31 protein-coding genes are annotated in these 25,729 nt (G+C 32.8%); 16 read left to right on the forward strand and 15 right to left on the reverse strand.

The features are described 5' to 3' along the window. The 3 genes from NsoK4_RS09410 to NsoK4_RS09420 all read left to right on the forward strand — a co-directional run bounded on the left by NsoK4_RS09410 (position 1) and on the right by NsoK4_RS09420 (position 1,340). On the forward strand, positions 1–549 hold the full coding sequence (locus NsoK4_RS09410; protein ID WP_211687277.1) for an AAA family ATPase: 549 nt from the start codon (positions 1–3) through the stop codon (positions 547–549). Then, positions 546–944 carry an RNA-binding domain-containing protein gene (locus NsoK4_RS09415; RefSeq protein WP_211687278.1) on the forward strand — a complete coding sequence of 133 codons (399 nt, stop codon included), beginning with the start codon at positions 546–548 and terminating at the stop codon, positions 942–944. Before NsoK4_RS09410 ends, NsoK4_RS09415 begins: the two co-directional genes overlap by 4 nt. A gap of 63 nt (positions 945–1,007) precedes the next feature. Continuing rightward, positions 1,008–1,340, forward strand: a complete 333-nt coding sequence (locus NsoK4_RS09420) for a hypothetical protein (RefSeq protein WP_211687279.1) — start codon at positions 1,008–1,010, stop codon at positions 1,338–1,340. 36 nt (positions 1,341–1,376) lie between these two features. Here NsoK4_RS09420 and NsoK4_RS09425 read toward each other — a convergent pair whose 3' ends face one another. From NsoK4_RS09425 to NsoK4_RS09445, 5 genes are read right to left on the reverse strand one after another with little or no spacing between them, the layout of a single operon-like run. Continuing rightward, complete coding sequence (locus tag NsoK4_RS09425) at positions 1,377–2,102, reverse strand: NAD-dependent deacylase (protein ID WP_211687280.1); 726 nt, start codon at positions 2,100–2,102, stop codon at positions 1,377–1,379. Between the two features lie 5 nt (positions 2,103–2,107). Further along, complete coding sequence (gene rnz, locus NsoK4_RS09430; protein WP_211687281.1) at positions 2,108–3,007, reverse strand: ribonuclease Z; 900 nt, start codon at positions 3,005–3,007, stop codon at positions 2,108–2,110. Further along, the gene (locus NsoK4_RS09435; protein ID WP_211687282.1) at positions 3,004–3,951 is read right to left on the reverse strand and encodes a TRM11 family methyltransferase; all 948 of its coding nucleotides are present in this window, start codon (positions 3,949–3,951) and stop codon (positions 3,004–3,006) included. Before NsoK4_RS09435 ends, rnz begins: the two co-directional genes overlap by 4 nt. Further along, a complete protein-coding gene (locus tag NsoK4_RS09440; RefSeq protein ID WP_211687283.1) occupies positions 3,951–4,829 on the reverse strand; it encodes a ribose-phosphate pyrophosphokinase in 879 nt (292 codons plus the stop codon). The genes NsoK4_RS09435 and NsoK4_RS09440 overlap by 1 nt, the downstream gene beginning before the upstream one ends. Before the next feature lie 42 nt (positions 4,830–4,871). Continuing rightward, positions 4,872–6,617 carry a mechanosensitive ion channel family protein gene (locus NsoK4_RS09445; protein ID WP_211687284.1) on the reverse strand — a complete coding sequence of 582 codons (1,746 nt, stop codon included), beginning with the start codon at positions 6,615–6,617 and terminating at the stop codon, positions 4,872–4,874. A gap of 133 nt (positions 6,618–6,750) precedes the next feature. On the opposite strand from NsoK4_RS09445, the gene NsoK4_RS09450 reads away from it, so the two are divergent. The 3 genes from NsoK4_RS09450 (at position 6,751) to NsoK4_RS09460 (ending at position 10,371) form a co-directional block, all read left to right on the forward strand. Beyond that, complete coding sequence (locus NsoK4_RS09450; RefSeq protein ID WP_211687285.1) at positions 6,751–8,094, forward strand: KamA family radical SAM protein; 1,344 nt, start codon at positions 6,751–6,753, stop codon at positions 8,092–8,094. An 83-nt stretch (positions 8,095–8,177) separates the two neighbouring features. After that, the gene (gene glnA / locus NsoK4_RS09455) at positions 8,178–9,623 is read left to right on the forward strand and encodes a type I glutamate--ammonia ligase (RefSeq protein WP_211687286.1); all 1,446 of its coding nucleotides are present in this window, start codon (positions 8,178–8,180) and stop codon (positions 9,621–9,623) included. A gap of 82 nt (positions 9,624–9,705) precedes the next feature. Beyond that, positions 9,706–10,371, forward strand: coding sequence for a hypothetical protein (locus NsoK4_RS09460; RefSeq protein ID WP_249111056.1), 666 nt, complete (start codon positions 9,706–9,708; stop codon positions 10,369–10,371). Here the strand turns inward: NsoK4_RS09460 and NsoK4_RS09465 are convergent, their stop codons facing one another. Both NsoK4_RS09465 and NsoK4_RS09470 read right to left on the reverse strand, forming a co-directional pair. Beyond that, entirely contained in the window at positions 10,372–11,649 is a 1,278-nt protein-coding gene (locus NsoK4_RS09465; protein ID WP_211687287.1) for an APC family permease, read from the reverse strand. It lies immediately after the preceding gene. A 2-nt stretch (positions 11,650–11,651) separates the two neighbouring features. Beyond that, on the reverse strand, positions 11,652–12,071 hold the full coding sequence (locus NsoK4_RS09470) for a secondary thiamine-phosphate synthase enzyme YjbQ (RefSeq protein WP_211687288.1): 420 nt from the start codon (positions 12,069–12,071) through the stop codon (positions 11,652–11,654). Between the two features lie 121 nt (positions 12,072–12,192). On the opposite strand from NsoK4_RS09470, the gene NsoK4_RS09475 reads away from it, so the two are divergent. After that, entirely contained in the window at positions 12,193–12,423 is a 231-nt protein-coding gene (locus NsoK4_RS09475) for a hypothetical protein (RefSeq protein WP_211687289.1), read from the forward strand. Between the two features lies 1 nt (position 12,424). Here NsoK4_RS09475 and NsoK4_RS09480 read toward each other — a convergent pair whose 3' ends face one another. Both NsoK4_RS09480 and NsoK4_RS09485 read right to left on the reverse strand, forming a co-directional pair. Beyond that, positions 12,425–13,279, reverse strand: a complete 855-nt coding sequence (locus NsoK4_RS09480) for a CBS domain-containing protein (RefSeq protein ID WP_211687290.1) — start codon at positions 13,277–13,279, stop codon at positions 12,425–12,427. 77 nt (positions 13,280–13,356) lie between these two features. After that, complete coding sequence (locus tag NsoK4_RS09485) at positions 13,357–13,695, reverse strand: helix-turn-helix domain-containing protein (RefSeq protein ID WP_211687291.1); 339 nt, start codon at positions 13,693–13,695, stop codon at positions 13,357–13,359. Between the two features lie 122 nt (positions 13,696–13,817). Between NsoK4_RS09485 and NsoK4_RS09490 the strand changes: the two genes are divergently transcribed. Continuing rightward, positions 13,818–14,252, forward strand: a complete 435-nt coding sequence (locus tag NsoK4_RS09490; protein ID WP_249111057.1) for a universal stress protein — start codon at positions 13,818–13,820, stop codon at positions 14,250–14,252. 15 nt (positions 14,253–14,267) lie between these two features. Further along, positions 14,268–15,170, forward strand: coding sequence for a malate dehydrogenase (locus NsoK4_RS09495; protein ID WP_211689054.1), 903 nt, complete (start codon positions 14,268–14,270; stop codon positions 15,168–15,170). A gap of 2 nt (positions 15,171–15,172) precedes the next feature. Here the strand turns inward: NsoK4_RS09495 and NsoK4_RS09500 are convergent, their stop codons facing one another. Together NsoK4_RS09500 and NsoK4_RS09505 are read right to left on the reverse strand one after the other, a co-directional pair. Beyond that, complete coding sequence (locus tag NsoK4_RS09500) at positions 15,173–15,856, reverse strand: VIT1/CCC1 transporter family protein (RefSeq protein ID WP_211687292.1); 684 nt, start codon at positions 15,854–15,856, stop codon at positions 15,173–15,175. A gap of 42 nt (positions 15,857–15,898) precedes the next feature. Further along, positions 15,899–16,726: a CBS domain-containing protein gene (locus NsoK4_RS09505; RefSeq protein WP_211687293.1), complete on the reverse strand. Its 828-nt coding sequence runs from the start codon at positions 16,724–16,726 to the stop codon at positions 15,899–15,901. A 135-nt stretch (positions 16,727–16,861) separates the two neighbouring features. On the opposite strand from NsoK4_RS09505, the gene NsoK4_RS09510 reads away from it, so the two are divergent. The 5 genes from NsoK4_RS09510 to NsoK4_RS09530 all read left to right on the forward strand — a co-directional run bounded on the left by NsoK4_RS09510 (position 16,862) and on the right by NsoK4_RS09530 (position 21,745). Then, positions 16,862–17,284, forward strand: a complete 423-nt coding sequence (locus NsoK4_RS09510; protein ID WP_211687294.1) for a universal stress protein — start codon at positions 16,862–16,864, stop codon at positions 17,282–17,284. A gap of 97 nt (positions 17,285–17,381) precedes the next feature. After that, a complete protein-coding gene (locus NsoK4_RS09515) occupies positions 17,382–17,852 on the forward strand; it encodes a hypothetical protein (RefSeq protein ID WP_249111058.1) in 471 nt (156 codons plus the stop codon). Positions 17,853–17,939: 87 nt separating this feature from the next. Beyond that, complete coding sequence (locus tag NsoK4_RS09520) at positions 17,940–19,094, forward strand: J domain-containing protein (RefSeq protein WP_211687295.1); 1,155 nt, start codon at positions 17,940–17,942, stop codon at positions 19,092–19,094. 92 nt (positions 19,095–19,186) lie between these two features. Further along, entirely contained in the window at positions 19,187–19,951 is a 765-nt protein-coding gene (locus NsoK4_RS09525) for a plastocyanin/azurin family copper-binding protein (RefSeq protein WP_211687296.1), read from the forward strand. 39 nt (positions 19,952–19,990) lie between these two features. Beyond that, positions 19,991–21,745, forward strand: coding sequence for a HAMP domain-containing protein (locus NsoK4_RS09530; RefSeq protein WP_211687297.1), 1,755 nt, complete (start codon positions 19,991–19,993; stop codon positions 21,743–21,745). Here the strand turns inward: NsoK4_RS09530 and NsoK4_RS09535 are convergent. After that, complete coding sequence (locus NsoK4_RS09535; protein ID WP_211687298.1) at positions 21,742–22,071, reverse strand: P-II family nitrogen regulator; 330 nt, start codon at positions 22,069–22,071, stop codon at positions 21,742–21,744. The two genes, NsoK4_RS09530 and NsoK4_RS09535, sit on opposite strands and share 4 nt — an antisense overlap. 148 nt (positions 22,072–22,219) lie before the next feature. Between NsoK4_RS09535 and NsoK4_RS09540 the strand changes: the two genes are divergently transcribed. After that, on the forward strand, positions 22,220–23,182 hold the full coding sequence (locus tag NsoK4_RS09540; RefSeq protein ID WP_211689056.1) for a plastocyanin/azurin family copper-binding protein: 963 nt from the start codon (positions 22,220–22,222) through the stop codon (positions 23,180–23,182). A 35-nt stretch (positions 23,183–23,217) separates the two neighbouring features. Here NsoK4_RS09540 and NsoK4_RS09545 read toward each other — a convergent pair whose 3' ends face one another. Continuing rightward, positions 23,218–23,517, reverse strand: coding sequence for an NADH-quinone oxidoreductase subunit I (locus NsoK4_RS09545; protein WP_211687299.1), 300 nt, complete (start codon positions 23,515–23,517; stop codon positions 23,218–23,220). 101 nt (positions 23,518–23,618) lie between these two features. Further along, positions 23,619–24,224 carry an ELP5 family protein gene (locus tag NsoK4_RS09550; RefSeq protein ID WP_249111059.1) on the reverse strand — a complete coding sequence of 202 codons (606 nt, stop codon included), beginning with the start codon at positions 24,222–24,224 and terminating at the stop codon, positions 23,619–23,621. Between the two features lie 29 nt (positions 24,225–24,253). Here NsoK4_RS09550 and NsoK4_RS09555 point away from each other — a divergent pair, with 29 nt between their 5' ends. Continuing rightward, positions 24,254–25,405 carry an aminotransferase class V-fold PLP-dependent enzyme gene (locus NsoK4_RS09555; RefSeq protein ID WP_211687301.1) on the forward strand — a complete coding sequence of 384 codons (1,152 nt, stop codon included), beginning with the start codon at positions 24,254–24,256 and terminating at the stop codon, positions 25,403–25,405. On the opposite strand, the gene NsoK4_RS09560 is transcribed toward NsoK4_RS09555, so the two are convergent. After that, on the reverse strand, positions 25,400–25,657 hold the full coding sequence (locus tag NsoK4_RS09560; protein ID WP_211687302.1) for an Lrp/AsnC ligand binding domain-containing protein: 258 nt from the start codon (positions 25,655–25,657) through the stop codon (positions 25,400–25,402). The genes NsoK4_RS09555 and NsoK4_RS09560 overlap by 6 nt on opposite strands. Positions 25,658–25,729: the final 72 nt, after the last annotated feature.

Genomic DNA, 25,729 nt, shown 5'->3' on the forward strand with positions numbered 1-25,729 from the left:
TTGACAAAACTTATTGTATGTTTAACAGGAATGCCTGGAGCAGGAAAATCTACAATTGCTACAGGTCTCAAATCAAAAGGATATGACACAATTAACATGGGTAATACTGTTAGAGAAGAGGCTAAAAGACGAAACTTAGAACCTACAGGACAAAATCTAGGAAAACTTATGCTTGAACTTCGTGAAAAAAATGGACCTGGTGCTGTTGCTGAATTAGTAATTCCAGAAATTGAAAACTCAAAATCAAATGTGATAATTATTGATGGAGTACGTTCTAATGCAGAGATTGATGTTCTAAGAAAATTTGGAACTGTAAAACTACTTGCAATTCATGCATCTACTGATAAAAGATTTGAATTCTTAAAAGAACGAGGACGCTCCGATGATCCACAAACAAAAGAAAATTTTGAGGAAAGAGATAACCGTGAATTAGGAGTAGGCATAAGCAATTCAATTGCATTATCTGATGATGCAATCACAAATAATAATAAAACCAAAGAGGAACTTATTGAAGCCTCTTACAAAAAAATCCAAGGATGGATTAAATGAGATTCCCAAATCTTAATTGCAAAATTCAAATATTCTCACCGTTAAACCCTTCAGAGGATCCCGAAAAAATCAAAAAATCTATTTCAAATGTTTTATCAGGTTCTACCATATCATTCGAAAATTTTTCAATAAAAGGAGAAAGTGATAATTTAGAATCATTAGAAAAAATCTATGAAACTATACATTCCAGACAATCACAAAGAGTTTTGCAACGCCAACTTGTGAAGCATTCTGATAAGAACACTACGTGGTTTTATCTTAATAAGCAGGCAGCATTTGTTGAAAAAATTGTCCTATGTGAAGAAGCAGACGAATCTCCCCTGGGTCCATTAAAAGTAATTTTAACTTCTCCAACTATTGACAAAGTTATTGATTTTTTAGTATTTGAGGACTAATTTAGCTAAGAAAATTCAATCATTGCTAGTCATTTTTTTTAGCTTAATTCTAAAAACAACATTTTGAGACTTGCCTATATGTTCATAAAACTAGGCATAATTGGAGCAATTTTGATTGCTTCAGGTTTTATTTTCTCATCAGAAATTAACACATTATTTCCAAATACCTCTACATCAGTAGTTGAATCTCTAAAGAGCGATGTCAGTGATATTGGCATTAAAACTACTCAGTCAGTTGAAAAAAGAGTTGAAAAATCTCTTGATAGTGCTATTGATAAAACAAACGAAAAAATTAATGATGGAATAAATGACGTTAGACAATCCTCAAGTAATTTGATATCAAACCAATTAACCAATTTCAATCCTGTTGAATCAGTTAAAAACATCTTTCAATGAAAAACATAATTTTCATTTTGAAAATTTCTGAATTATTTATTTAGATTTTTTAAAAATTGAAACAAGTTCAGGCAATGAAACTGCACTAGAACTTCTTACAGAAAAATCCATATCAGCAGACATTATAGTTTCTTCCGGATTAACTTCGATCAAAAATGCATTATTTTGTTTTGCATAAATTGGTAATGTATTTGCAGGTGATACAACTAGTGATGTTCCAACAATTACCATAATATCACATTGATTTGAATGAATCATAGCTTCTTGCCAAACATCTTGTGGTAGTAGTTCACCAAACCAAACCACATCTGGCCTCAAAATATTCCCACACTTACAAATTGGAGGAACTTCTTCAAACTCTGTTAGGATCTCTTCATTAAAACCACAAACAGTACATTTTATCTTAATAATACTACCATGTAACTCCAAAACTTTTGAACTTCCTGCCCTTTGATGTAAACCGTCAATGTTTTGTGTTAACACTGTAACTTCGGCGTATTTTTCAAGTTCAGCAATTGCTTTGTGTCCAAGATTTGGTTTAGCTGAAAAAATATTGTTTCTTCTTTCATTATACCATTCCCACACCAATTGAGGATTATCATAAAAAGCATTAATTGTGGCTAATTGCATTGCATCATATTTTCCCCATAGTCCATCTTTTCCTCTGAAAGTTGGGATTCCACTCTCTTGTGAGATTCCTGCACCAGTCACAAAAACAATTTTCTTTGAATCTTTGATTTTCTCAGCAATCTCTTCAAACATATTTCTTATTTAATTTCAATTTCTAATAGATCCTTTGCTGTTATTACTGATTCATGGATCATCTTTGCTTCTTCCAGATGTCTTGACTCATCTTTGTATCTGGCAGAAAAGTGAGTCAAAATTAGATTCTTCACTTTTGCATTTTTTGCTAATGTAGCTGCTTGTTTTGCAGTTGAATGACATGTTTCCTCCGCTTTATCTTTTATTTCATCAAGAAACGTTGAATCAAAAACAACATAATCACAGTTTTCAAAAAATTTTTCCAAATCTTTTGTTGGCATAGTGTCTCCAGAAATTCCAATTTTCTTACCAGGTCTTTTTTCTCCTAATACTTGATCTGGCCTAATTGTTTTTCCATCAACCTCTATGACGACTCCATTCTGTAATTGATTCCACAATTTACCTTCAGGTATTCCCAATTGTTTTGCTTTTTCAAGATTGAATCTTCCAGGCTTGTCTTTTTCTTCAAAAAGATAAGAGTATGCAGTAATAGAATGATTTGCTTTACAAGCTGATATTGAATATTGCTTTGAATCAAACACTATTCCTTCTTTTATTGTAGAAATCAATATGGGAAATGACAAACCAAAATTTAGAACCTTGATGTTTGCGCCAATGAATTCCTCTATTCCACTTGGCCCATAAATTTCCAAAATTTCTGTTCTATGTTGCATAGACATTGTTTGAAGAATTCCTAAAATTCCCACACAATGATCACCGTGCATATGTGTAACAAAAATTTTCATTTTTTTATTCCATCCTAAACCTGACTTCATATATGCAATCTGTGCTGCTTCTCCTGCGTCAAACATCAAAACTTCACCTTCTCTTTCAAGGCAAATACATGATAAACCTCTGTGCTCTGTTGGTTGTGCTGCAGAAGTTCCCAGAAATACTAGTTTCATTTTATCAAAATTGTCCTTGTCAAGCTTTTATGCCTATAGATTTCATATCTCTTTACTTGGTTTAATTTCAATTTCTTCTCAAAGTCTTTTTTACACATTATTGCAATCTTTTTTTTCCTAGGTAAATTTGCCACAAATTTTTTCAAAATTTTCCCTGGATCTTCAGATGACTTTGATGCTCTACCATATGGAAGATCTGTAACGATACCATCAAACTCCCCTACGATTTTCTTAAATTCTGTAAAATCTTCTTTGATAAGTTTTGACTTGTAACCATTTGCATTCAAATTCTCTTTAGCTATTTCATGCATTTTTTTATCAAAATCAACACCTATTGCATGTATTCCCATGGATTCTGCTTCTAATAATGTAGTACCTGTCCCACAAAATGGATCGCAAACGGTTTCACCCTCTTGCAGTCCTGCTAGATTTATCATTGCTCTTGTTAACTTCCAATCTAGTTCATGTGGGTGTTTTCTTACCTTTTTTGGTCTAACTTGTTTAGGAATTTTCTTTGAAAAACCAAAAAAGTTTTCTTTATCAGTAAAAATGAGATAAACCGTTATGTCTGGATTGTCAAATGCAACTTTTGCCTGAGAGAATTTTGAAATCATATCTCCCATAGAACTTTCAAGTTCTGGAATGTTAAATTGATTCTTTGATAAATTAATTATTCTGCATACAAATGTATTTGCACTTTTTAACACATCAATATGTTCTTCATCTAAAAATAGCCCTGACATTTTTCGTAAAATTTGACCTGATACTTTTACAAATGTAGCACGTTTAGTTATTTTTTCCCAATTTGTTTTAGACTGCAATATTACAAGATTGGAAATAATTTTAAATTTAGAAAAACGATCATACATTTTTGCTATTGATATGATTTCATCTCTGGCGATTTCTGGATAGTCTTTTGAAAGGATGAAAAAGCTTTCTGGCATTACTTCATTGCTTGTGTAATAGTATTTGAAATATCAACTATTGATGTTTTACCAGGAATCGTATTTGCACTAACAATTTTTGTAACCCCTGCATTTCTAATCTTTTTTTCAGCATTATTCATTAGTAATGCATGCGTACAAGCAACAAAAATACGCCTACACCTTTGCTTTTTCAGAAATTCAGTTGCCTTGATAATGCTTCCTCCGGTACTGATCATATCATCGACAATTATCAGGTCCCTATCTTTTACTCCGTCAAATTTTGATGTTTTAATTTGGACCTTTCCAGTTTTCCTATCACGATGTTTGGTTAGTGCAATACAATCAGAGCCAAACTCTTTGGCAAACTCTTCAGCTCTATTCTTTCCACCTTGATCAGGTGATATGACAAGAGGTTCTTTTAGTCTCATTTTCTTAAAATATTTGGCAAGATCAGGTACCGCTGAAACATTCTTTGTTTTTATTTTAAAATGTTTTAATCCGATCATACTGTGAATATCTACAACAATAATCTGTTTGGCACCAGCACCTTTGAATAATCTCCCAAGAACCTTCATTGTTACAATCTCTCCTGGCAAAAATTCTCTGTCTTGCCTTGCATATCCCATGTAAGGAACTATTGCAATTACATCATCAGATGTTTCTTTTGCTTTAGAAACAAGTGAGAGTGCATGCACTAGATTAGTATCAACAGGTGGATAAACTGACTGAACAACTATAATGCGATTTTTTGATAACTTTCCATCAAGTGTAATTTTACTTTCACCATCAGGAAAAACCCTTACATCTGAGGTCACAAGATTAGCTTTGAGTTTTTTTGAAATGCTTTTAGCTAATTCCTCTGATGATTTTCCAGCAATGACAGTAATTTTTCTCAACAAGAATTTGTGAATTAATGGGATTCTTAAGTTTTGAGAAGGCTATTCCTCTCCACCCCTTCCAAGATCCCCAATTCCATATTCATCAATAACCTTGTTTCTTTCTTCATCAAGCTTGCTGATCTCTTCTCCTTCACGTTTCTCATCTCCCTGGTAAACAGTTCTAATTGGCCATGGAATTCTAATATCGTATTTCTTGAATTCTTCGTACATGATCATTCTCATGTCTGTTTTAGTTTTGAACTGTGCACCATAATCTCTGACATATACCCACAAAGAGAAATCAAGAGATGAATCATTAAACTTGTTAAATCTGACAACTGGCTGATTAATGTCTATGTGGATATCCTTATCACAACCACAACTTGGTCTGTTTTTTTGCAAGTAAGGACATCTTTGCTGTCTTATTAGGTGTCTTCCTTTTTCATCAATTACCTCTTTCATTGCACGTTTTCCGATCTTGACCAAAATTGCAGCAACCTGCCTTGGATTGTTGAGATATGATACGCCCACATCTACGATTGCAGGCACCATTTTGATTTCTTTCGAGTAATTGATTATCTGTGCATTTACTAGCTGCCTTGTAGGGATAACAGCATATGATTCATTTAACGCATCACGAACGTACGTGACCCTTGATGTAATTTTATGAACATATCCGTTGTATCCAGTATCTAGCTTTACTCGTTCCCCTTCAGCAAATATTTTGTCTTTCCGAATTAAGATATACGCAAAGTAGTTCTGCATAGTTTCTTGTAGCGCAAGTCCAATTCCAATAGCTAAACCTCCTGTTGCAGTTGCAAGCAAGACCAAATCTATGCCCCACCAACTAATTACTCCAATTACAACTGCACCAAATATTCCCAACGGCAAAATCTGAGAAAATGATTTTGGTAGATCTTTTCTCTTTCTTTTTGCATAACCTGGTGGTTTAGTGCCTGAAATTATTGGCTCATAACCGGAGAATCTCTTCTCTTCTCTCCATGTGTCTATTGGATAAATCTCCTCGGGGTCTTGTCCTGGTTTTAGTTTTTTCCCTGACTGATTATTCCCAGTTACACAATCATTGTAATACTTTTGATATTTTACTCTCTCAGATTTTTTCCATTCCTCAAATGGATTTTTGACTAGTTGTTCATAACTTCCAATTGGTATGCCCTTTGTAGTTCTAAACTCTTCGAGAAATTTTTTGCCCTCTGCTGTTCTTAGATTGTTTTGAAACTCTTCATCTGTCATGTCCTCTGGAGTGTGTTTTGGGGGAACCCACTTGAAGCATTTATGAAAAAGATCAATTTCGTCATCTGCAAACCCTCTTAACTCCTTCCACCGTTCATAATCTTCTCTTTCAAGATTTGACTTCTCTCTCTTGTTAAGAGCAATTGGAATCAGATGTGCTATGGTATAACCGATTACAAGGATATTGATTGTATTGAGAATTTTTGCAAATGTTTCGCTGGGAGTTGAAAATTCATCTTCTAATACAATTTCACTTTCTTCAAATAATTCAAAGGATTGGATGTATACATTCATTGAAGTAATCAACGCTATGGCAAAAAATGGCAAAACTACAACCCTAACAAATCTAGAAAAATGTGGTCTAACATAATGAAATTTTTGGTGTCTTACCCAATTTGAGAATGTTCTATAAACAATCGCAATGCCAATTATTCCAATAACTAGAACTGTAAATGCTATCTGAATAGACTCATTTGACGCAAGTAACTGAGTAATGCCTTGAAATTGACTTACTTGTCCTGTAACTGCATCAATTATTTCATCTTCAGCCATAATCTACATCAATTATTTTCTAGAATACAAACTTTAAGACAATATATAGAAATTATAGATAATTCTGCACCATTTTTTTTCTATTTAAATTTTAATTGGAACCTTTAACAATGGTGAATGTGCTAATTACTAGGTGACCTATCAAGAAACTGTATGGGATAGCACTCCTACGTTAAAATCCTACACATTGTCCAATTTCCGTGATATTCCACAAATCCAAAAACTTTCCAAAGAGAAACAATTTGAAATGGAAGTTGTAGGAAATGTTTTGCCATTTAAGGCTAACAACTATGTTGTTGAACAACTGATTGATTGGGATAATATTCCAAATGATCCTATGTTTGTTCTTACTTTTCCTCAAAAAGGAATGTTAAAGCCTGAACACTATGACAAAATGTCAAATGCGCTGACAAACAATCTTGATAAAAATGAAATTGCAAAAATTGCAAATGATATTAGATTACAACTAAACCCTCATCCAGCAGGACAAATGGAACTGAATGTTCCGACATTAAAAGATGGCACTAAACTTTATGGAATGCAGCACAAGTACAAAGAGACATGCTTGTTTTTCCCAAGTCAAAGCCAAACTTGTCATGCATACTGTAGCTTTTGTTTTAGATGGCCACAATTTGTTGGAATGGATGAAATGAAATTTGCCATGAAGGAAGGCGAACAACTTGTCCAGTATGTTAAGGAGCATCCTGAGATTTCTGATGTATTGTTCACTGGTGGTGATCCGATGATAATGAAAGCTAAAATGTTTTCAAAATATGTTGATGCTTTAATTGACGCAAAACTTCCAAATCTCAAAACAATTAGAATTGGAACAAAGTCTCTCTCATATTGGCCATACAAGTTTCTGTCAGATTCTGATTCACAAGAAATGCTTGACGTTTTTAGGAAAATTACTGACAATGGAATTCACCTTGCATTTATGGCTCACTTTAACCACTTGGCAGAACTATCAACCGACGCGGTAAAACAGGCTATCAAACAAGTAAGGGATACGGGAGCACAAATCAGAACACAATCCCCTCTGCTATCTCATATCAATGACGATTCTAAGATGTGGGCAGAAATGTGGACTAAACAGGTTCAACTTGGATGCATTCCATATTACATGTTTGTTGTTAGAGATACTGGGGCCCAACACTATTTTGGCGTACCATTGGTGCGTGCATTTAAAATATTCAGGGATGCGTATTCATCAGTTAGTGGATTGGCAAGAACTGTCAGAGGACCTAGTATGTCAGCTACGCCTGGAAAAGTTGTAGTTACAGGAACCACTTCAGTAAATGATCAAAAAGTAATTCTGTTGAGATTTCTGCAAGGAAGAAACCCTGATTGGGTTCAGATTCCGTTCTTTGCAAAGTATGATGAAAATGCAATTTGGTTAGACGACTTAAAACCTGCATTTTCAGATAAATTCTTCTTTGAAGAAGAGATGAATCAATTAAAAAACAAAAATCAATAATCTTGAATCTAAAACTTTACATGACAAAATTGACAACTCTGTAATACTAACTATTATTAGTAAAGCGGTTTTTTAGTAATTCTATGAATGCAGATGACGCACTAAAAAAGATTCAAGATGAGAATATTACATTTGTTAATTTATGGTTTGTAGATATTTTTGGTGAATTGCATAGACTGGGAATGCCAAGCTATGCAATCGACAAGAGTAGTTTTGAAAATGGATTGGAAAAACTAGACGCTAGCTCTATTGTTGGATTCAAATCTGTTAACAATTCTGATATGATCCTAAAACCAGATCCAAATTCTTTTAGAGTTTTACCAAGTGATTATGATCAAGGAAATCGAAAAAATGCAATTTTCTTTTGTGATCTATATGAAGGAAATACGACGCAAGAAGTTAGATACAATCGTGATTCTAGGGGAATTGCTCACAAAGCAGCTGAAAAGCTCAAAGAATTTGGCTTAACTCATACTAACTGGGGACCGGAAATAGAATTTTTTGTATTTGATACAATCAATGTTTATCCATCACCCTATGGTGCAACACAATCTTCAGGCGGTTCTGGATATTCAATAGAGTCAAAAGAATCTCCTTGGGCAAAAGGCAACGTAAGTACTGCAATTAATCTCAAAGAAGGCTACTATCCATCTCAGCCCAAAGACACGCTTGAAACCTTTAGAAAAGACATTTGTGATGATCTTTACAACCATTTTGGAATCAAAATTGAGGCTGAACACCATGAAGTTGCAACATCTGGTCAATGTGAAATTAATCTAGTTTATGATGAGATGGTTGCAATGGCTGATAGTGTAGTAGCTGTAAAAAATATTGTAAAAGTTAAAGCAAAACGGAAAAATAAAGTTGCAACATTTATGCCAAAACCGATATTTGGAGACAATGCATCTGCAATGCACACACATCAAAGCCTATGGAATGATAAAGTAAATGTCATGTTTGATCCTGAAGATGACGTTGCACAAATGAGCCAAATTGGCCGTTATTATATTGGCGGAATACTGGAACATGCTTCAGCATTATGTGCAATTACAAACCCTACAACAAATTCCTACAAACGACTTGTTCCAGGATTTGAAGCACCAGTCAATGTTTGTTGGGGAATGGGAAATCGTTCAGCAGCAATACGTGTTCCGATGTATTATAGAAATCAAGAAAAGAGCAAAAGAATAGAGTACCGTGTTCCAGATCCTACTGCAAACATCTATCTTCTTGAAGCTGCATTACTATTAGCTGGATTAGATGGAATCAAAAAGAAAATTGATCCTGGCGATCCTGTTGAAGAAAATGTTTACAAATTAAGTCCTGAAAAGAAACGGGAATACAAGATTGGTTCACTTCCAGTATCGTTAAAAGGTGCATTAGACTCATTGCAAAGTGACTCAGCATTCTTAGAAGAAGTTTTCACAAAAGACTTTCTTGACAAATATTCCCAACTCAAATACAAAGAATATACTGCATTTGCTCAAACTCCTACTGCATGGGAAGTTTCAATGTATGCTGATGCTTGAAAATATGGTACAATCACCAAATTAATTCATTTTTTAAAAAAATGGTATAACCTTTTTAAAAAGAAAAACATTTTTTTCAATATTGTACTTTAAAAAAATTTCATTATTGGCATTGATAATGCCTGCGTTAATTGGTACAGCATTTGGTCATACGATTGATTCTGTAGGTGATGACGGATATAGGATTGAAATTGGATGGATGAATGAACCTGTTGTAAGTGGAGAAACCAATGGGATTGAACTGTATATCAGTCCGTTACGCCCATGCCCAGATATTTCAGATGCAATGAAATGTGCTGAATATCAAATATTTCAAAACGGTGTATCTGGATTAGAAAAAACATTGAAAATGCAACTTGTATACAAGGATCAAAAAATTATGCTACCTCTAGTTGCTGATCACAACATACCTGGAAAATACTATTCATTTGTAAACCCTACAATATCTGGTTACTATCAAGCAAATATTCTTGGAAATATTGGTGACAAAGTTGTGAGCTTATCTATGCATCCGCCAAAAGTTGAAGAACGCTCTTGGATTGAATTTCCTGAACCCTCTGATATAACATTATCACAACTAATTGATGGACATACTGCATTGCTTGGTGATGTCAATAATCTAAAAGAATCAGTATCACAACTAGAGCAAGAAAAACAACAAACAAATGTTGGTTATGCAGGAATTGCCTTGGGAATAATTGGTATTGTAATTGCAGCATTTGCATTATCTAAATCAAAGAAAAACTAGTTATTTCCATTTTTTGTAAATAACAAAAAAAATTGCTCCTGCAGCAATAATTGCCAAACCTGATAAAATGATCTCAACCTCAAATTGTATTGCCATGTATATTGTTGCTCCTAATCCAAACAAAGGCAATATGGGAAATTTTCCTATGTTCACAGGAACTTTGTATGGCCTTTCTAGTTCTGGCCTTACATATCTAAGAAGAATTACTGACAAGTTGATCATTGCAAATGTCACAACTACAGCAAATACAACAATGTTTGCAACAATTACAATGTCTCCGACAAAAGAAAACCCAACTGCTGTTACAAAAATGAGAATCACAGCAATCCATGGAGTCTTGGTTTTATGATGAACCATCCCAAGTTTTGCAGGTAAGGAGCCATCTCTTGCCATTCCATAAAATATTCTTGCACCTGCAACAAGTGTTATCAAAATTGTACTTGCAGTAGCAAACAAAGCAATAAGAGATAAAATTAATCGACCTTGCTCGCCTAGCTTCACTTCAGCTACGATTGCAAGCGGAGCAGAAGATTCTGCTAATTGCTCCCAACTTATTGTTCTAATTGAGGCTAAAGACACTAGAATGTAGATTATAGTCGTTATCAAAACAGAGAGCATTATTCCTTTAGGCATGGTCTTTTTTGGACGCTTTACTTCTTCGGCTACATTTGCAATGTCTTCAAATCCAATAAATGCAAAAAACACTAAAACAAATGCTAGAATAATACCACTAAATCCTGAGGGATTCTCAAAGTAATCTATCTCGTGTTCTACTGGAAATGCAAATCCAACGAAAATAATTATGCCCAAGCCAGCAATTGTAACAATTGCAAAAATTGTATTTGCCCAAGCAGATTCCTTTATTCCAATAAAATTAACAATAGATAACACACCTAAAATCGCCATAGCCGAAACTAGAATTGGAATATTGGTAAGCTCTTGTACATAACCTCCAAACCCTAACGCTACAGTAGCTGCAACAATTATTGATGTTAGTATTGTTAACCAACCAATTAGGAAACCTATGAAATCACTTTTGAAACCTTCTTTAACAAAAACGTATTCTGCAGCTGCTCTAGGAAATAATGTAGTTAATTCTGAATAACTTAGCCCTGCAAATGTAGCAACTATTGCACCAAGAATAAAGGAAATCCATAGTGCATTTCCAGCAAAGCCTGCTGCTTCTCCAATCAAAACATAGATTCCAGCACCTAAAATCAACCCAACACCATACATTGTTAGATGAAATAATCCGATATGGCGACTAAGTCCACTCATTATTATTCACCAACAATTTGCAAAATAATTTCTCTATTTCTTTTTCTAGTATCAAGTTCAACAAAAACAATTTGTTGCCATGTTCCTAAACACAACATTCTATCATTAAATGGAATAGTAAGTGAAGGACCAACAAGTGATGCCTTTACATGCGAATGTCCATTTCCATCATGCCACATCTCTTCATGCCCATATTTCAGATCCTTTGGAGCTATTCTAGAAAGCATTCTTGGAAAATCTTTGATTAATCCAGGTTCATACTCTATAGTAGTAATCGAACCTGTAGACCCCTTTACAAATACTGTCACATTCCCATTTGAAACATCTGAGTCAAAAACAGCTTTTGATACATTTTCAGTAATGTCTATCATGTCGTTTTCATTTTCAGATTGAATTTTGATTATTCTAGTAACTACAGTCATAGCCTAATTATGAATAATGATGATTTAACATAAATCTACATTATCAATTTTAGAAACAAAATTTGGCACCAAACCTGAGAATATCCATTTTGTATAAATGGATAAAAGTTACATTAACTCCATGGCGTTTCAATTAGCAGTTGTAATCCTAATTCCGATTATTTTGGGAATTGTGACTGTTTCACCATTTGATGAACCACAAATTGAAGAGCCTGTGCAGCCAAAGGAAATTGATGATGAGCCAAATTTTGGAATGCTATATTTTTTTATGATGATAATTTGGTTTTTCTTTTTGTTTAGAATCTTGTTTCAACTCAAAAAAGGTACGTTTACTTTACAAAGGAAATACTAACTCAGTACAGTTCTTTGTATTTTGACCTCAATTCTTCATGAGGGCCAACCATAGAAAATGCCTTAACAACATCTGTTTTACTAATTACTCCACTCAAATTTTTCTTCGAGTCTATAACTGGAACTCCACTAACATTATGTTTTATCATTAAACTAGCAGCAGTGGCAAGATCTTCTTCTTCACTAACTGTAATTAGCTTTTCATTTAACAAATCCCCAACTGTAAGATCTTTTCCCTTGCCAATTGGTAATAAATAATCACGAGAACGTGTCTTCCCCTTTGTAAAATAGTCACTGTGTGCTAAGAGAGTGTTTGTTGTGATTAATCCTAAAGGACAGCCATTTTCATCAGTTACCACAAGCCTTGATATTTCATTTTTATTCATCAAGTTTAGTGCAAACTTTAACGAATCAGTTTTTCTACAAGTTACAACCTTTTTACTCATAAACTCCTTTACTAGATACTTTCCACCAAAGACACTAGCATACGCTTTTGTCAGATCTGTTCTTGAAACAATTCCTATCAATCCACCATTATCATCTACCAAAACAACTGAACCAATTTTAAAAGTCTCCATTCTTGATGAACACTGATCAAAATGATCTTCAAATCCATCATTAATTGAAATAACATTTTTTTGCATAACATGTTTTATTGGAATCTCATCTACAACTCTTGCAGTTTTATCTTCACCTAAGAACCGATTAATGTCTCGCTCAGTAACAATTCCAACTGGTTTATTTTTTACTGCAACAACAATATGTTTTACAAAATTTTTTTGCATTTGTGATAATGTTTCAAATATAGATGATTCTGGTTGAACTGTTATTACTGGTGATGAATATCTTACTCCCATATTATTTCTCATTTTACTTTTATTGATTTAAAACAAAACTCTGATTCTCAAGTATGATTGTATAAAATGAAAATAGGCTAATACTGCGAAGTATTAGGCACAATTTCGATTTCTACATTGCTTCCATTAAATGAGGTTGCAATCGCTTTTATCTTACTTTTGTAAAGAAAGTATTTTTTGCCATCATCACTAATGGAGCCTGAAATACCAAGGAGTTTGTTATCATGCAAAGTCTGTAATCTTCTATATACAGTACTGATAGGGATCTTTGTTTCAGCACTAATTTCCATAGCAGATTTTGGTTTCTCCATTGTATTTTCAATTATGGCCCGACAATACTTGTCTGACATAACTTCAAGAATAGCGTCCTTTCTTGAGTCATCTTCAACTTTTCTTCCTGAAATCATTGCTTGCATGAGTTACATTTAGCTGGTTTTTCATATAATGACTAAGAACACACTGCAATGCACTGCACCTAATCTAGGCGTGAAAGTTTTCTATGAGATTTAAATTAGACAAAATTTGAATTTGTGTAGAAATGATGTTTTCAAACATTTTGGTGCCCTTTGACTTATCAAATCAGTCAATCCGTGCATTCAAAACTGCTTTGGATATTGCCAAAAATTACAATTCAAAAATCACTCTTTTGACATGTATAGAAGGAGACGCATGGCATCACAAGTTTTATGATTCAAGAGCAGATAATGAATTGATTAAAAAACAAAAAAAGGTTTCTCAAACTCAAATTGCAAAACTTGAGGCCTTGGCAAAAAAATCTGGCGTCACAACAAAATCACAGATAATCAAATCAAAATCTGTTGTAAAAGATGTAGTAACTTTTGCTAAATCTAGAAAATTCAATCTTATTGTCATGGGTTCTCATGGTAGAACTGGTGTTGATAAATTAATTTTAGGTAGCGTTGCAAATGGTATTGCTCAAAAAGCTAGTTGTCCTGTATTGTTAGTAAAATAACGAGATGAGATTAAACTGATCTCAATTATAGGTTCAGGCAGAGTTGGAGCGTCAATTGCATTTCTATGTGCATCAAATTCAATAGATGATATACTTCTTGTAAATAGAACAAAAACTAAGGCTGTTGGAGAAGCACTAGATATATCAAATGCAATTCCTGAAAACTCTGATATTTCAATTCATGGAACAGATGATTATTCTAAAATTGTTGATTCAAAGATTGTTGTAATTACTGCAAGTACAGGTGTTTATTTGACAGACAGAACTGAGATGATCGGTTCTCAAGTAAAAATGATTAAAGAAATTGCAAGTAAAATCAAACAGTACTGTCCTGATGCAATCGTATTAATGGTATCAAATCCACTTGATGTTTTAACATATTTTTTTCAAAAAGAATCTAAATTTCCTAGAACTAGAGTGATTGGAATTGCATCTAGTTTGGATACTAGTAGATTTAGATATTTTCTCTCAGAAAAATTTGATATAAAACAATCACAAATTTCAGATGCAATTGTTTTAGGTGAACATGGCAATACTATGGTTCCAATCTTTTCACATGCTAAAATTGATGGAAATAGCTCTCTAGAACTTCTTGATTTGAGTCAACAACAGGCAATTACCAAGGATGTGAGAGAGTACTGGAAGTATCTAAGAAACTATAAGAGTCGTTCACAATTTGGTATTGCTAAAAATACCTTTGATGTAATTTATTCGATCTTAAAAAACAAAGAATTGAATATACCAGCTTCAGTATTGCTGGAAGGTGAGTTCTCTCAAACAGATGTTTCTATGGGAGTTCCTGTAATAATTGATAAAGATGGAATTTCAAAAATTTATGAAATAGAACTAAACGATTCTGAAAAAGAATCTCTAAAAAAATCTGCTCAAACAATTAGAAATTATATAAAATCTGTTTAAATTTACATTACTAGTGAATGTAATCCATAACCTACAATATATGCAACAGCTGCTGCAGTACCGCCAATAATTACAGTGTAGAAACCGTCTCGAATCATTGATCTTCTTACAATCTTTCCCTTGATCATGCCTACTAAGAAAAATGATATCAGGACTAATACTATTGAATACATGAATGCCTCAGAATTTGGCTCAGCCCCAATCAAAATGAAGATCATAAATGGAATTAATGGAATTAATCCAATCAAATTAAATCCAACAAAAGTGCTTAGAGAACTATCCGTAGGATTTTTTTCATCTTCAATCAATCCTAATTCCTCTTTCATCATTGTATCTACCCAAATCTTTTTTCTTGAAGTAATTATACGAACAATTTCTTCAAGCAATTCCTCTTTGAATCCTTTTTTTCTATAGATATCTCTGATCTCGTCTTTTTCTTGTTCTTCTAGATTTTCAATTTCCCATTCTTCTTGCCTTCTTTTCATTTCAACAAATTCATTTTTTGCCTTTGAAGCTTGATAATTTGCAGCTGCCATTGAAAATCCATCAGCAAATAGATTTGCAAACCCTAAAATCAAAATAATCCCAGAAGGCAGTGAGGCACCAACTACACCTGCAACAATTGCAAAAGTTGTAACTGCCCCATCTATAGAACCATAAATAAAATCATCAAAATGCCATTTCATAATATTTTCCTTAATACGTTGTTTTAATGTATTTTCAAAAATTTATTCAGATATGGCCTTTGTAATGTCAGTTTTTGAAATTATTCCTGCTATTGAACTATTTCCATCTAAAACTACTAGTCCGCTTACATTATTTTCTAAAATTAAACTACACGCATCAGATAGACTTTGATTAAATTTGATTGTGATTAATCCCTTAGTCATGACATCTCTTGCTAATGAAATATTCCCAAATCCTTCCTCAGAAAGAAACCCTTGTCTAATTTGATCTGAAATAGTAAATCCTGAATCGTCTTCTTCACTGCCTAACTCTATTGAAATTCTAAATAAATCTCTAAACGATATAACGCCAACAGGATTTTCATTTTGATCCTTTACGATGACTCTTGAAACTTTACTTTCAAACATCTTTCTTACAACTTTATACAATGGGGCAGCAGTGTGTGTAAAAACATAATCATGAGTCATATAGTCTACCACTTTTTTTCCATTTGAAATGTTTTCCAAATAGTATTTCACAAGATCGCTTTTTGTAAAAATTCCTTTTAGTTCATTTTTATTTCCTAATGCTAAAGAGCTTACTCCTTTTTCAATCATAGTTTTAGCTGATTTTTGAGGTGATTGAGTTTCATCTACAAATAATATTGGTTTCATTATTTTTGTAATTGAAATATTATCCAATCCTTGCCTAGTTTTTTCTGAAAATAAGAACAAACCAATGTCTTTCTCTGTAATTATTCCAATCGATTTTCCTCCTTCTGAAACAATTAATCTACTCAAATTATGTTCTAATAATTTCTGAATTGTTTCTGAAATTGTTGAACTACTTAGAATGGAAATTGGTTTTTTAGAAATATCTGAAACAGACAATATCTAACCGAAATTATTTTTCTATAAAAGCAATCGGTATAATTTTCATTAGTGAATCTGAATTTAGTCTCAAACATCAAATTCAAAATTTGAAATCACAATCTTTTTTATATTTGAAGAATTTTATCTGAAAACATGGCAAAATTCAAAAAAATCCTTGTTCCGCTTGATGGATCCGCAAATTCTAATCGTGGTTTAGATAGAGCTATCGAAATCGCAAAAGAAAGCGGTGCAGAAATTACTGGATTCTACGTATTTCATTTGCCACTAGTTGCAGGACTAAAATATACAAAAAAGATGCATGATGAAGCGCAAAAAAAGGCTGTAAAAGCAATTGGACCAGCTATGAAAAAAGTTCAGAAGGCTGGTGCCACTTTCAAATACAAAACTGGTGGTGGTCACACAGGAAAAGAAATTGTCAACGCTGCAGAAAAAGGCAAATTTGACATGATAGTGATTGGTGCTAGAGGAATGGGTGCTGCTAAAGAAACCTTCATGGGCAGTACTTCAAACTATGTTATGCATAAATCAAAAGTTCCTGTATTAGTGGTCAAATAAAAATTTGGGATTTTCCCATTTATTTTTCTAATATCATTAGCAACTAAGGAAATCATATGTCTAGTAAAAATACTATGAAATGTAATTTATTTTGTAATTGAAAGATAGACATTTTGTAATTATTGGACTTGTAGTTGGTATGATAGGTTTTGCTTCATTTATTGGAATTATTGGTCAAGGTAATGTTAGACATGTTCCAATTTTTTGGCCAGAGAAAGTTGAACAAACAGTTGCCTTCAAAGACATTGATGGACAAGTAAAGATTGTAGGAATTTCGGGAACTGCTGAGGATAATAACCCCACATTAATCATGAGAACAAGTTTTGCATACATTCTGACAGTTGAAAATCACGGAAACCAACATCATAGGTTGTATATTGATGGATTTAATGTCCAAACAGATCTACTGGAACCTGGACAGAGTGATACAATCACCATTTATCCAGATAAGGAAGGAACTTTCAATTATTATGACAAGCGAGAAAGATTGTCACTATTAGGACAACTTAGATCAGTCGAAGTAGTTCCATCAGATGGATTTACTGGATTTCTTAGAGATATGATATGAATAAACAAGAATCCTTGATATTTTATTATGTAAAAACCTAGAAGTATAGGAAAAAAATGAAAAAATATCACAAAATGAGAGATTAACATGGTTGAAAGTAATTATGATATTCTAGGTATTGTTGACGGTTCTACAGAAAAGGAAATACGTGATGCGTTTAGAAGATTGGCACTTCAATTTCACTCTGATAAAGGTGGAGAAAATGAACAATTTATCAAAATTAAACAAGCATACGAAGATCTCAAAATAGGCAAAAAATATCCTGATTCAGATTATGACAAATTACGTAATTCTAGGGTATATTCAAGTGAATCTGAAGAAGATATTAAAAGAAAAAACCAGATTCTTGGACAACAACTTTCCAAAGAAATGCAAACTGCTGAGGAATGGGCAGCTGCACTAAATAGATCAAATTCAACTGCATCAAGATTATTTGGTTCAAAAACACTTGGAGAAATTGAATTAGAAAGAAAAGCCAATGGAGCATTATCAATTAAAGGAAATTTTATGGCAGGAAGTTTAACTTATGATGGTCCAATTATTATGCAAGGAAATATTTCAAGTCCATCTTGGACTGAAGAGTTTAGAACAAAAATTCACTTAACAAAAGGTGATTTCAAGTTTATAGATCCTCTTGAAAATAAGTATAAAATTGAAAATGGAGCAGAAATTATTGTTGATAACGGAAATGTTGTCATAGGAAATATTTTTGGAAGAAAATACAAAGTTCAAGATCCGGATGGAAAAGTTGGTGTTTTTCAAACTCGGGAACATCGAACACGCATCATAGCTCCTAACGGAAAAATTATTGCTGAAAATGCTGTAAATACAGTTTTTCTTGATGCTGACTCTATTATTATTTTGAATATGGAAGATGATGTAATAATACGTGCACGTGAAATTCTAGTTTATGGTAGCAAGATTACCTATGATTCAATAATCGAATTAAAGAAAGACGGCTTTGTTAGATTCTTTGAAAAATTTTCAGTTCAAGGACTTAGTAATGATGCAAAGATTAAACTTGAAAATGGAAAAGTAATTCCTCTATTTGATATAAAGACCAAAAAAATCAAGGATTTGGCTGATGAATTTGTGCCTGACAAAGAAAATTATGATAAGAATGCTACTATGGTTGGCGGTGGATTTACAATAACATATGATATGCTTGATAATTTGTCAAAAAAACCAACAAAACCCCAAAAGTCTGGTTGGGGTTCTAAATTTGGTTTTTCAAAAAAATAACGAAACTAAAGTCATAACTCTTACTCAGGTTTAATTTTCAAACTAAAGAATTACCGCATTATATATTAGCAAATCAAGTAAATAAAAAATAGATGAATATTATGTTTTCAATTATCATAGGAGTAATAGTAGTATCTCTAATGTTTACGATGTCTTCTTATGCAGTAGATACTTTTGAGCTTAGAGGCACTGGGATTTCTCTTGATTCAAACCTTGATAATCCTACCTTGTACAAATCTAGTTTACGATTAGAATTTACTAGTTTATCAGAAGTTTCAAAGGGCTCTGTCATTCTAAAATCTAAGGGAGATATTCTTGCAGCTAGAATGATGATTGATGATTGGCATATTTCATACAATGCTGATGGAAGCTTTGTTGGTTCTGGCCCTGTGAGAACTTTACAAAATAACTATTATGATATGACTATATCCGGAGATAGAAAATTTGTTGCCAATAACTGGTCCATGTGGGAATCAGTTGGTGAATTACAAGGAGAAAATGGAGAGAAATATTCATTGAGATTTATTGTCACAGGTGATGACAGATTTTCATCAACGTCTCCACAATTAAAATCTACAATAGTAATACCAACTGGTAATGCCTATCAAAAAGAATCCTCTTCATACATACCTGAAAAACCCACCGTGTTTAGAGGAACTACTGTCTCATGGGTAAATCATGATTCTGTAACTCATACTGTTCAGAGTCAAGATGGTAAAGGAAATGTTGTTTCTTTGTTTAATAGTGATATTCTTCAACCTGGAGATGTATTTGATTACGAATTTGCTAAACCTGGAATATATGATTATTTGTGCACTCTTCATCCATGGAGAACAGGCACAATTACAGTAGTTTAATCCACGAAGATTATATTCATAAAAAATATCAAAAAATCAATGGCAATTTCATTTAGCCTTGATAAGAAACTCATTCTTTTGGTAATGGTTGTTTCAGTAATTGCATTATCAATTACTGCATATTTGAGTTTCAATTATGCTGATCAAATTCTTCGAGAAAGACAAGGAGAGCAACTCTTTGGAGAGTCAAGAGTTAGAGGCGATACACTTAGATTACTTCTTGAATCTAGAATTGAACAAAATAAAATACTTGCAAATGATCCAATGATAAAAATTCTTGTCAGTGATTTAAATCAAGTTTCTGACGAGGAATTTGAAAATCTAAAAGAATCTAGTCGTAGGGCTTTTCTTACACAAATTCAAGCTTTTCAGGAACTTGTAGGATTTTCTATTGGTTTTGAAGACGTGAAGATTATGTCTGCTGACGGAAAATTATTGTTTACTCTTGGAAGAGTTTCAAATACTAATTTTCAAAACGATCCACTATTCAAAAAGGGATTAGAAAAGTCGTTTGTTGATTTTGAACCTACTTCCACAGGAAAAAAAATGATTGTAGTCTCTCCAATTTTTGCAGAAGATCATAAAAAAGGTGATGAACCCATAGGAGTACTTATTTCAAGAATGCGTACTACGGCAATTGATAATATTTTACTTAACAGAAGCGGACTAGGAGAAACTGGCGAAGTTTACATGGTAAATGATGGATTTTTGATGTTATCTGAATCCCGATTTATTAATGATGTAATCTTTAAACAAAAAGTCGATACTGTTCCCGTTCAAAAATGCTTTAGAGAAGGTGAGGATCATATTGGATTTTATCCAGATTATAGAGGAATAGGAATCTATGGTTCATCATATTGTGCAGCTGACCTAGGATTTGTAATGTTGGCTGAAATTGATGAGGCTGAAACAATAGAACCAATATTGGTTTTACAAGATAGAATATTTCAAACTGGTCTTTTAATTACAACTGGAATGGCGATTATCGCTTTTGTTATTTCAAGAACACTATCAAAACCACTAATCAAACTAAAAAATGCAGCAAACAAAGTTGCAGAAGGAAACTTTGATGTCAGAACAAATATTACAACTAGTGATGAAATTGGAGAACTTTCACATGCATTTGATTCAATGGCACAAAAATTACAGGATTCGTTAATTGAAATTAAACAAAAAGAAGATGTAATTAAGAAACAAGAAGACATTCTTTTACAATTCTCGGATTATAGTGAAAATTATTGCGTATGTATGGTTGATATAATGAATTCTACGAAGATCACCTCAGATCTATCTGATACCCAAACCAGTGAATTCTACAAAATATTTCTTAACTCTATAGCAATAATTGTAAGAAAATTTGATGGGATAGTTGTAAAAAATATTGGTGATGCATTACTATTTTATTTCCCAGTAATTTACGCTGAACAAAAAAATACTTTGAAAAAATGTCTGGATTGCTGTTTGACCATATCTGAATCTCATGATAATATTGCTAATCAATTAAAAAAAGCAAAACTGCCTGTGTTTAATTATAGAATTAGTGCCACATATGGAATTGTAAGAATTGCAAAAACTTCAACATCATCAGTAAATGATATTTTTGGAACTACTGTTAACAAATGTGCAAAAATTAACCGTGCTGCACCTCCAAATGGATTAATAATTGGACAAGATTTCTATAATAATGCAAAATCTATCGATGGATTCAATTTCAAAGAAATTGTTACTGATGAAGTATCCATTGCACATGGATACAAAGGATATTTAGTTAATAGAAAAAATAACAAAAATTAGATTAATTCAGTAGATTTTTCCTTTGTAGAAATATCATATGATTCTTCCACATTTGTGACAAAAATCTTCCCATCACCTTTAGCTCCTGTATGTGCTGTATCCATAATTGCAGAAACCACGGATTGTACTACAGAATCTTGTACTACAGTCACGATAACATCAGTTGAATTAAATTCAATTTGATGACCTCCTATTTCAGGTCTATCTCCAGCTCCTTGTCCCAAAGATTGAATTAATGTCACACCACCTACTCCTTCTTTTTTAGATATGGCATTTACCACTTTTTTTGACATTTCACTTTGAACTATTGCTTCTACTCGCTTCATAATTGGAATCTGAATATCGACGATTTAAAAATATGCATTATATATTTTCAAATATCAAAACTGAATTTCAAATTTGATATTCATATCTAATTTATATGAAAACCAAAGTTGTAGAATTGTAGTGAAAATTCTCTTAATTCTTTCTATAATGGGCTTAATTGGAATTCCTTATGCATTTGCAGAAGAATACGTTATTGATATTCCATTTGGAGCTTACAATCCTGAGTTGAACACTCCAGCAGAAGTGTGGTATAATCCCCCTCAAATTTTTGTCAAAGTAGGTGATACTGTAACTTGGTATAACGATGATAGAGAGGGTCATACTGTAACTAGTGGAGTAGATTCAGGAAGATTTGGGTGGATGAGAGATAATTTTGGAACTCCAGACGGTCTTTTTGATAGTGATAGATTCATGCCAGGCGAATCATGGTCTTATACATTTGATAAACCTGGTTCTTTCTCTTATTTTTGTACAATACACCCATGGATGGCAGGAATTGTAATTGTTGAAGAACAAATTCCTGATTATCCTCATGATGCAACTGGAAAAGAAATAACATTTCCACTGTTAATGTACACTCCAGACAGAGCCATTGAAGTAAATCTTACATGGGATCCCCCTGTGATTAGAACCCATGAAAAAATCCAATTTGTCTATCAATTCTACGATCCTATGACAAACTCTAATCTTGATAAAATGAAATATGACATAATAATATTTCAGAATGGAAAAGAAGTTTTTCATGATGAGGGATTAAACCAAATTGGTGGAGATTATCGAAATTTTGTATTTAGTGAATCTGGTTCAATAATTATCCGAATAGAGGGAATTCACTCTCCTTCGATTTTTGCTGAAGAAAGTGTTACAGTTTCTGGAGTCATAGAAAACAAGGCACAAAGATCCGTTGATTTTACTGCTGTAGTTTATGATAATCCGGAAAAAACCAGTCATGAAACTTATCACACCAAACCTGCTCAACGACTCCAGTTTTATTATGAATTAATGATAATCATTATTCTTGTTCCGGGTGTATTGTTTATCGGCGCATTACTTTGGTTAAAGAGGAAACCAAATGCTACACAAACCAAACCTGGTGCTGTTAAAATCTAAAATAATAAAAAGAAATTAAAAATGATTGAACTTTTCTAATCGATTAGTTCGGTCCAACCTTTGACGAAGACTGAGTTCTTGTAGAGTGGAACTGGTTGTCCAACAGTAAAGTCCATTGGTCTCATCCAAAAGATTGCCTTTGTTGGGCATACACCAATGCATGCACCATCAGAAATACATCTTTCTGGGTAGAAGACAAATGCTTTACCTCTCTTCCAGCCTTCAACTGGTTTTACTCTAAGTACATCTGGTCCTAATGAAGTACAGATTTCTACACATAGTGCACATCCAATACACATTTGTTCACCGATGTCTGGAATAATTCCTACTGGCATAACGAAATAAAGTCCGCTTTTGATCTTAATATAATTTGCCCAAAAAATTGTCATTATAACGGCGTTTCAATTTCTTAACGGTGTTATAATTTTGATCGCAATCACTTTTGTTCAATCTTGAAAATTTTCCCTTGATTTTTATTCAAAATTTTGAGAAACAATGCCTTTTCATCCCCATTTAGATAAAAGATTCCCGCATTTTTTGATTCAATAATGTGTCTTCCTCCAGGTGATAATACCCACCCTTCATTTTCCTTCTTTCTTGCCATTGCAGATACGACAATTATGGAATTCTTTTGTTTTGAAATCGATGATAACAACATTGTAATTGCATTAATGAAAATTCCAGATTCAATTTCATCAAACATGTTGTTTAATCCATTAAAAGAGTCTATTATGACTAAACATTGTTTTTTAGATATTTCTTTTGCAACATCTGAAAAAATTCTCTTAAAACTTTCTTTGACTGGCTGATATATCTTCACTTTGTTATTTTTTGGAATCATTTTAGAAGTAACATATCCTGAATAGAGTAAATCAAAATCCAAAAAAATTACAGAAAGATCAGTTGATTCTATAAGATAATTTAGAAATTGAGATTTCATAAATGGCTCAGAAGATAAAACCATGTTAGGATTTTTATTTGAAAATTCTCTGAAAATTTTTTCTAGAGTATTATCTAAAACCTGCTCAGGATTTTTATCCAACAATAATTAAGCATATTACAGATATAATAATGAATTTAGCCTCAAAAGACATCTCATCAGATTTTCCAAATTCTGGAAAAATTTACCTCAACAACGCTTCTGTTTCATTAATGCCGATGCAGAGCATTCAGGCAATGCATGATTTTTTAATTGATTATAATTCTATTGGTCCTGATTCTATTGACTCTGAACCATTTATTTCAGAAAAATTAAGTAATGTTAGAAAAATAATTTCAAAAATTATTAACTCCCAACCAGATGAAGTAGTTTTAACACAAAGCACTACTGACGGAATTAATATTGTAGCAAATGGACTTTCATTTAATGAAAATTCAAATTTAATCATTAGAGGTCTCTCTAACGAACATCATGCAAATTTGTATCCTTGGCTAAGACTTGAAAATAAAACTGAAATTAGGAATCTATCTATAGATAAGAATGGCTTTTTTGATTTTAATGAATTTGAGAGTTTTTTAGATGAAAATACAAGTCTTGTTTCTTTAAGTCATGCATTATACAATACTGGTTCTATTTTGCCTGTAGAAAAAATTGGTAAAATTACCCAAGAAAAAACTCCATTTTTTCTTGATAGTGCACAAACAGTAGGATGTCTTAGTGATGTTGATGTAAAAAAAATCCAATGTGATTTTATGTCCTTTAATGGTTCAAAATGGCTTTGTGGTCCTATGGGAACTGGTCTGTTTTATTGCAGTAGAAAATCTAGTGATTTACTTGAACCTACTTCTATCGGAGGAGAATCAGCTATGGTTTATGAAGAAAAAAATCTTGCATTCAAAGATCTTCCCGACAAATTTCAGACAGGATTTAGAAACTATGTTGGAATAATAGGCCTGGAATCATCTGCAAATTATCTTGAAAAATTTGGTTTTGAAAATATACGAAAGAAGAATCTTTACTTGTCAAAAATCCTTCGAGATGAACTTGCTAAAATTGATGACATAATCCTTTATGGACCAGATGATCCTGAAGTCAGAACAAGTATTGTATCATTTAATATCAAAGGAACTCAACCACAAGAAATTGTTGAAAAATTAGAAAAACAGAACATCATTCTTGCAGTGAGGGAAATTTCTAACACAAAAATTGTTCGAGCTTCACCTCATTTTTACAATTCAGAATCAGAAATTATGACAGTTGTTGATGCAATAAAGAATCTATAGATTTTCTTGTTCCTCAATTACCATCATGGTAAGTGTGGATTGTACTTTGCTGATTTTTCTTATCTTGTTTGTAATAATTGCTCTCAACTTTTCAGCATCATCTGATGATAACTTCAAAACAATGTCATATACTCCATAAACTCCTTGAACTTCATATCTGATGTCTTCATCAGAAAGAATTTTCTTTACTTCATCTATGATGGATTCATCTGAACCGAGATCAGAATTTAAAAGAACATAAGCCGTTGGCACATTCCAGATTTTCATTGAACAGTATTTAACCTTTCACAGATCTCTAAAACTGATAAAATACTATCTACATAG

The sequence above is a fragment of the Nitrosopumilus sp. K4 genome (genome assembly GCF_018128925.1).
Taxonomy (GTDB): Archaea; Thermoproteota; Nitrososphaeria; order Nitrososphaerales; family Nitrosopumilaceae; genus HKST03.

Bases quoted from the DNA above. Each gene is read 5' to 3' on its own strand.
- glnA (WP_211687286.1), top strand. From the start codon at position 8,178: ATGAATGCAGATGACGCACTAAAAAAGATTCAAGATGAGAATATTACA.
- NsoK4_RS09540 (WP_211689056.1), top strand. From the start codon at position 22,220: ATGGGCTTAATTGGAATTCCTTATGCATTTGCAGAAGAATACGTTATT.
- NsoK4_RS09415 (WP_211687278.1), top strand. From the start codon at position 546: ATGAGATTCCCAAATCTTAATTGCAAAATTCAAATATTCTCACCGTTA.
- NsoK4_RS09470 (WP_211687288.1), bottom strand. From the start codon at position 12,071: ATGACTGTAGTTACTAGAATAATCAAAATTCAATCTGAAAATGAAAAC.
- NsoK4_RS09465 (WP_211687287.1), bottom strand. From the start codon at position 11,649: ATGAGTGGACTTAGTCGCCATATCGGATTATTTCATCTAACAATGTAT.
- rnz (WP_211687281.1), bottom strand. From the start codon at position 3,007: ATGAAACTAGTATTTCTGGGAACTTCTGCAGCACAACCAACAGAGCAC.
- NsoK4_RS09555 (WP_211687301.1), top strand. From the start codon at position 24,254: ATGAATTTAGCCTCAAAAGACATCTCATCAGATTTTCCAAATTCTGGA.
- NsoK4_RS09475 (WP_211687289.1), top strand. From the start codon at position 12,193: ATGGCGTTTCAATTAGCAGTTGTAATCCTAATTCCGATTATTTTGGGA.
- NsoK4_RS09480 (WP_211687290.1), bottom strand. From the start codon at position 13,279: ATGGGAGTAAGATATTCATCACCAGTAATAACAGTTCAACCAGAATCA.
- NsoK4_RS09510 (WP_211687294.1), top strand. From the start codon at position 16,862: ATGGCAAAATTCAAAAAAATCCTTGTTCCGCTTGATGGATCCGCAAAT.
- NsoK4_RS09545 (WP_211687299.1), bottom strand. From the start codon at position 23,517: ATGCCAGTAGGAATTATTCCAGACATCGGTGAACAAATGTGTATTGGA.
- NsoK4_RS09535 (WP_211687298.1), bottom strand. From the start codon at position 22,071: ATGAAGCGAGTAGAAGCAATAGTTCAAAGTGAAATGTCAAAAAAAGTG.
- NsoK4_RS09445 (WP_211687284.1), bottom strand. From the start codon at position 6,617: ATGGCTGAAGATGAAATAATTGATGCAGTTACAGGACAAGTAAGTCAA.
- NsoK4_RS09490 (WP_249111057.1), top strand. From the start codon at position 13,818: ATGATGTTTTCAAACATTTTGGTGCCCTTTGACTTATCAAATCAGTCA.
- NsoK4_RS09425 (WP_211687280.1), bottom strand. From the start codon at position 2,102: ATGTTTGAAGAGATTGCTGAGAAAATCAAAGATTCAAAGAAAATTGTT.
- NsoK4_RS09530 (WP_211687297.1), top strand. From the start codon at position 19,991: ATGGCAATTTCATTTAGCCTTGATAAGAAACTCATTCTTTTGGTAATG.
- NsoK4_RS09520 (WP_211687295.1), top strand. From the start codon at position 17,940: ATGGTTGAAAGTAATTATGATATTCTAGGTATTGTTGACGGTTCTACA.
- NsoK4_RS09435 (WP_211687282.1), bottom strand. From the start codon at position 3,951: ATGCCAGAAAGCTTTTTCATCCTTTCAAAAGACTATCCAGAAATCGCC.
- NsoK4_RS09500 (WP_211687292.1), bottom strand. From the start codon at position 15,856: ATGAAATGGCATTTTGATGATTTTATTTATGGTTCTATAGATGGGGCA.
- NsoK4_RS09525 (WP_211687296.1), top strand. From the start codon at position 19,187: ATGAATATTATGTTTTCAATTATCATAGGAGTAATAGTAGTATCTCTA.
- NsoK4_RS09485 (WP_211687291.1), bottom strand. From the start codon at position 13,695: ATGCAAGCAATGATTTCAGGAAGAAAAGTTGAAGATGACTCAAGAAAG.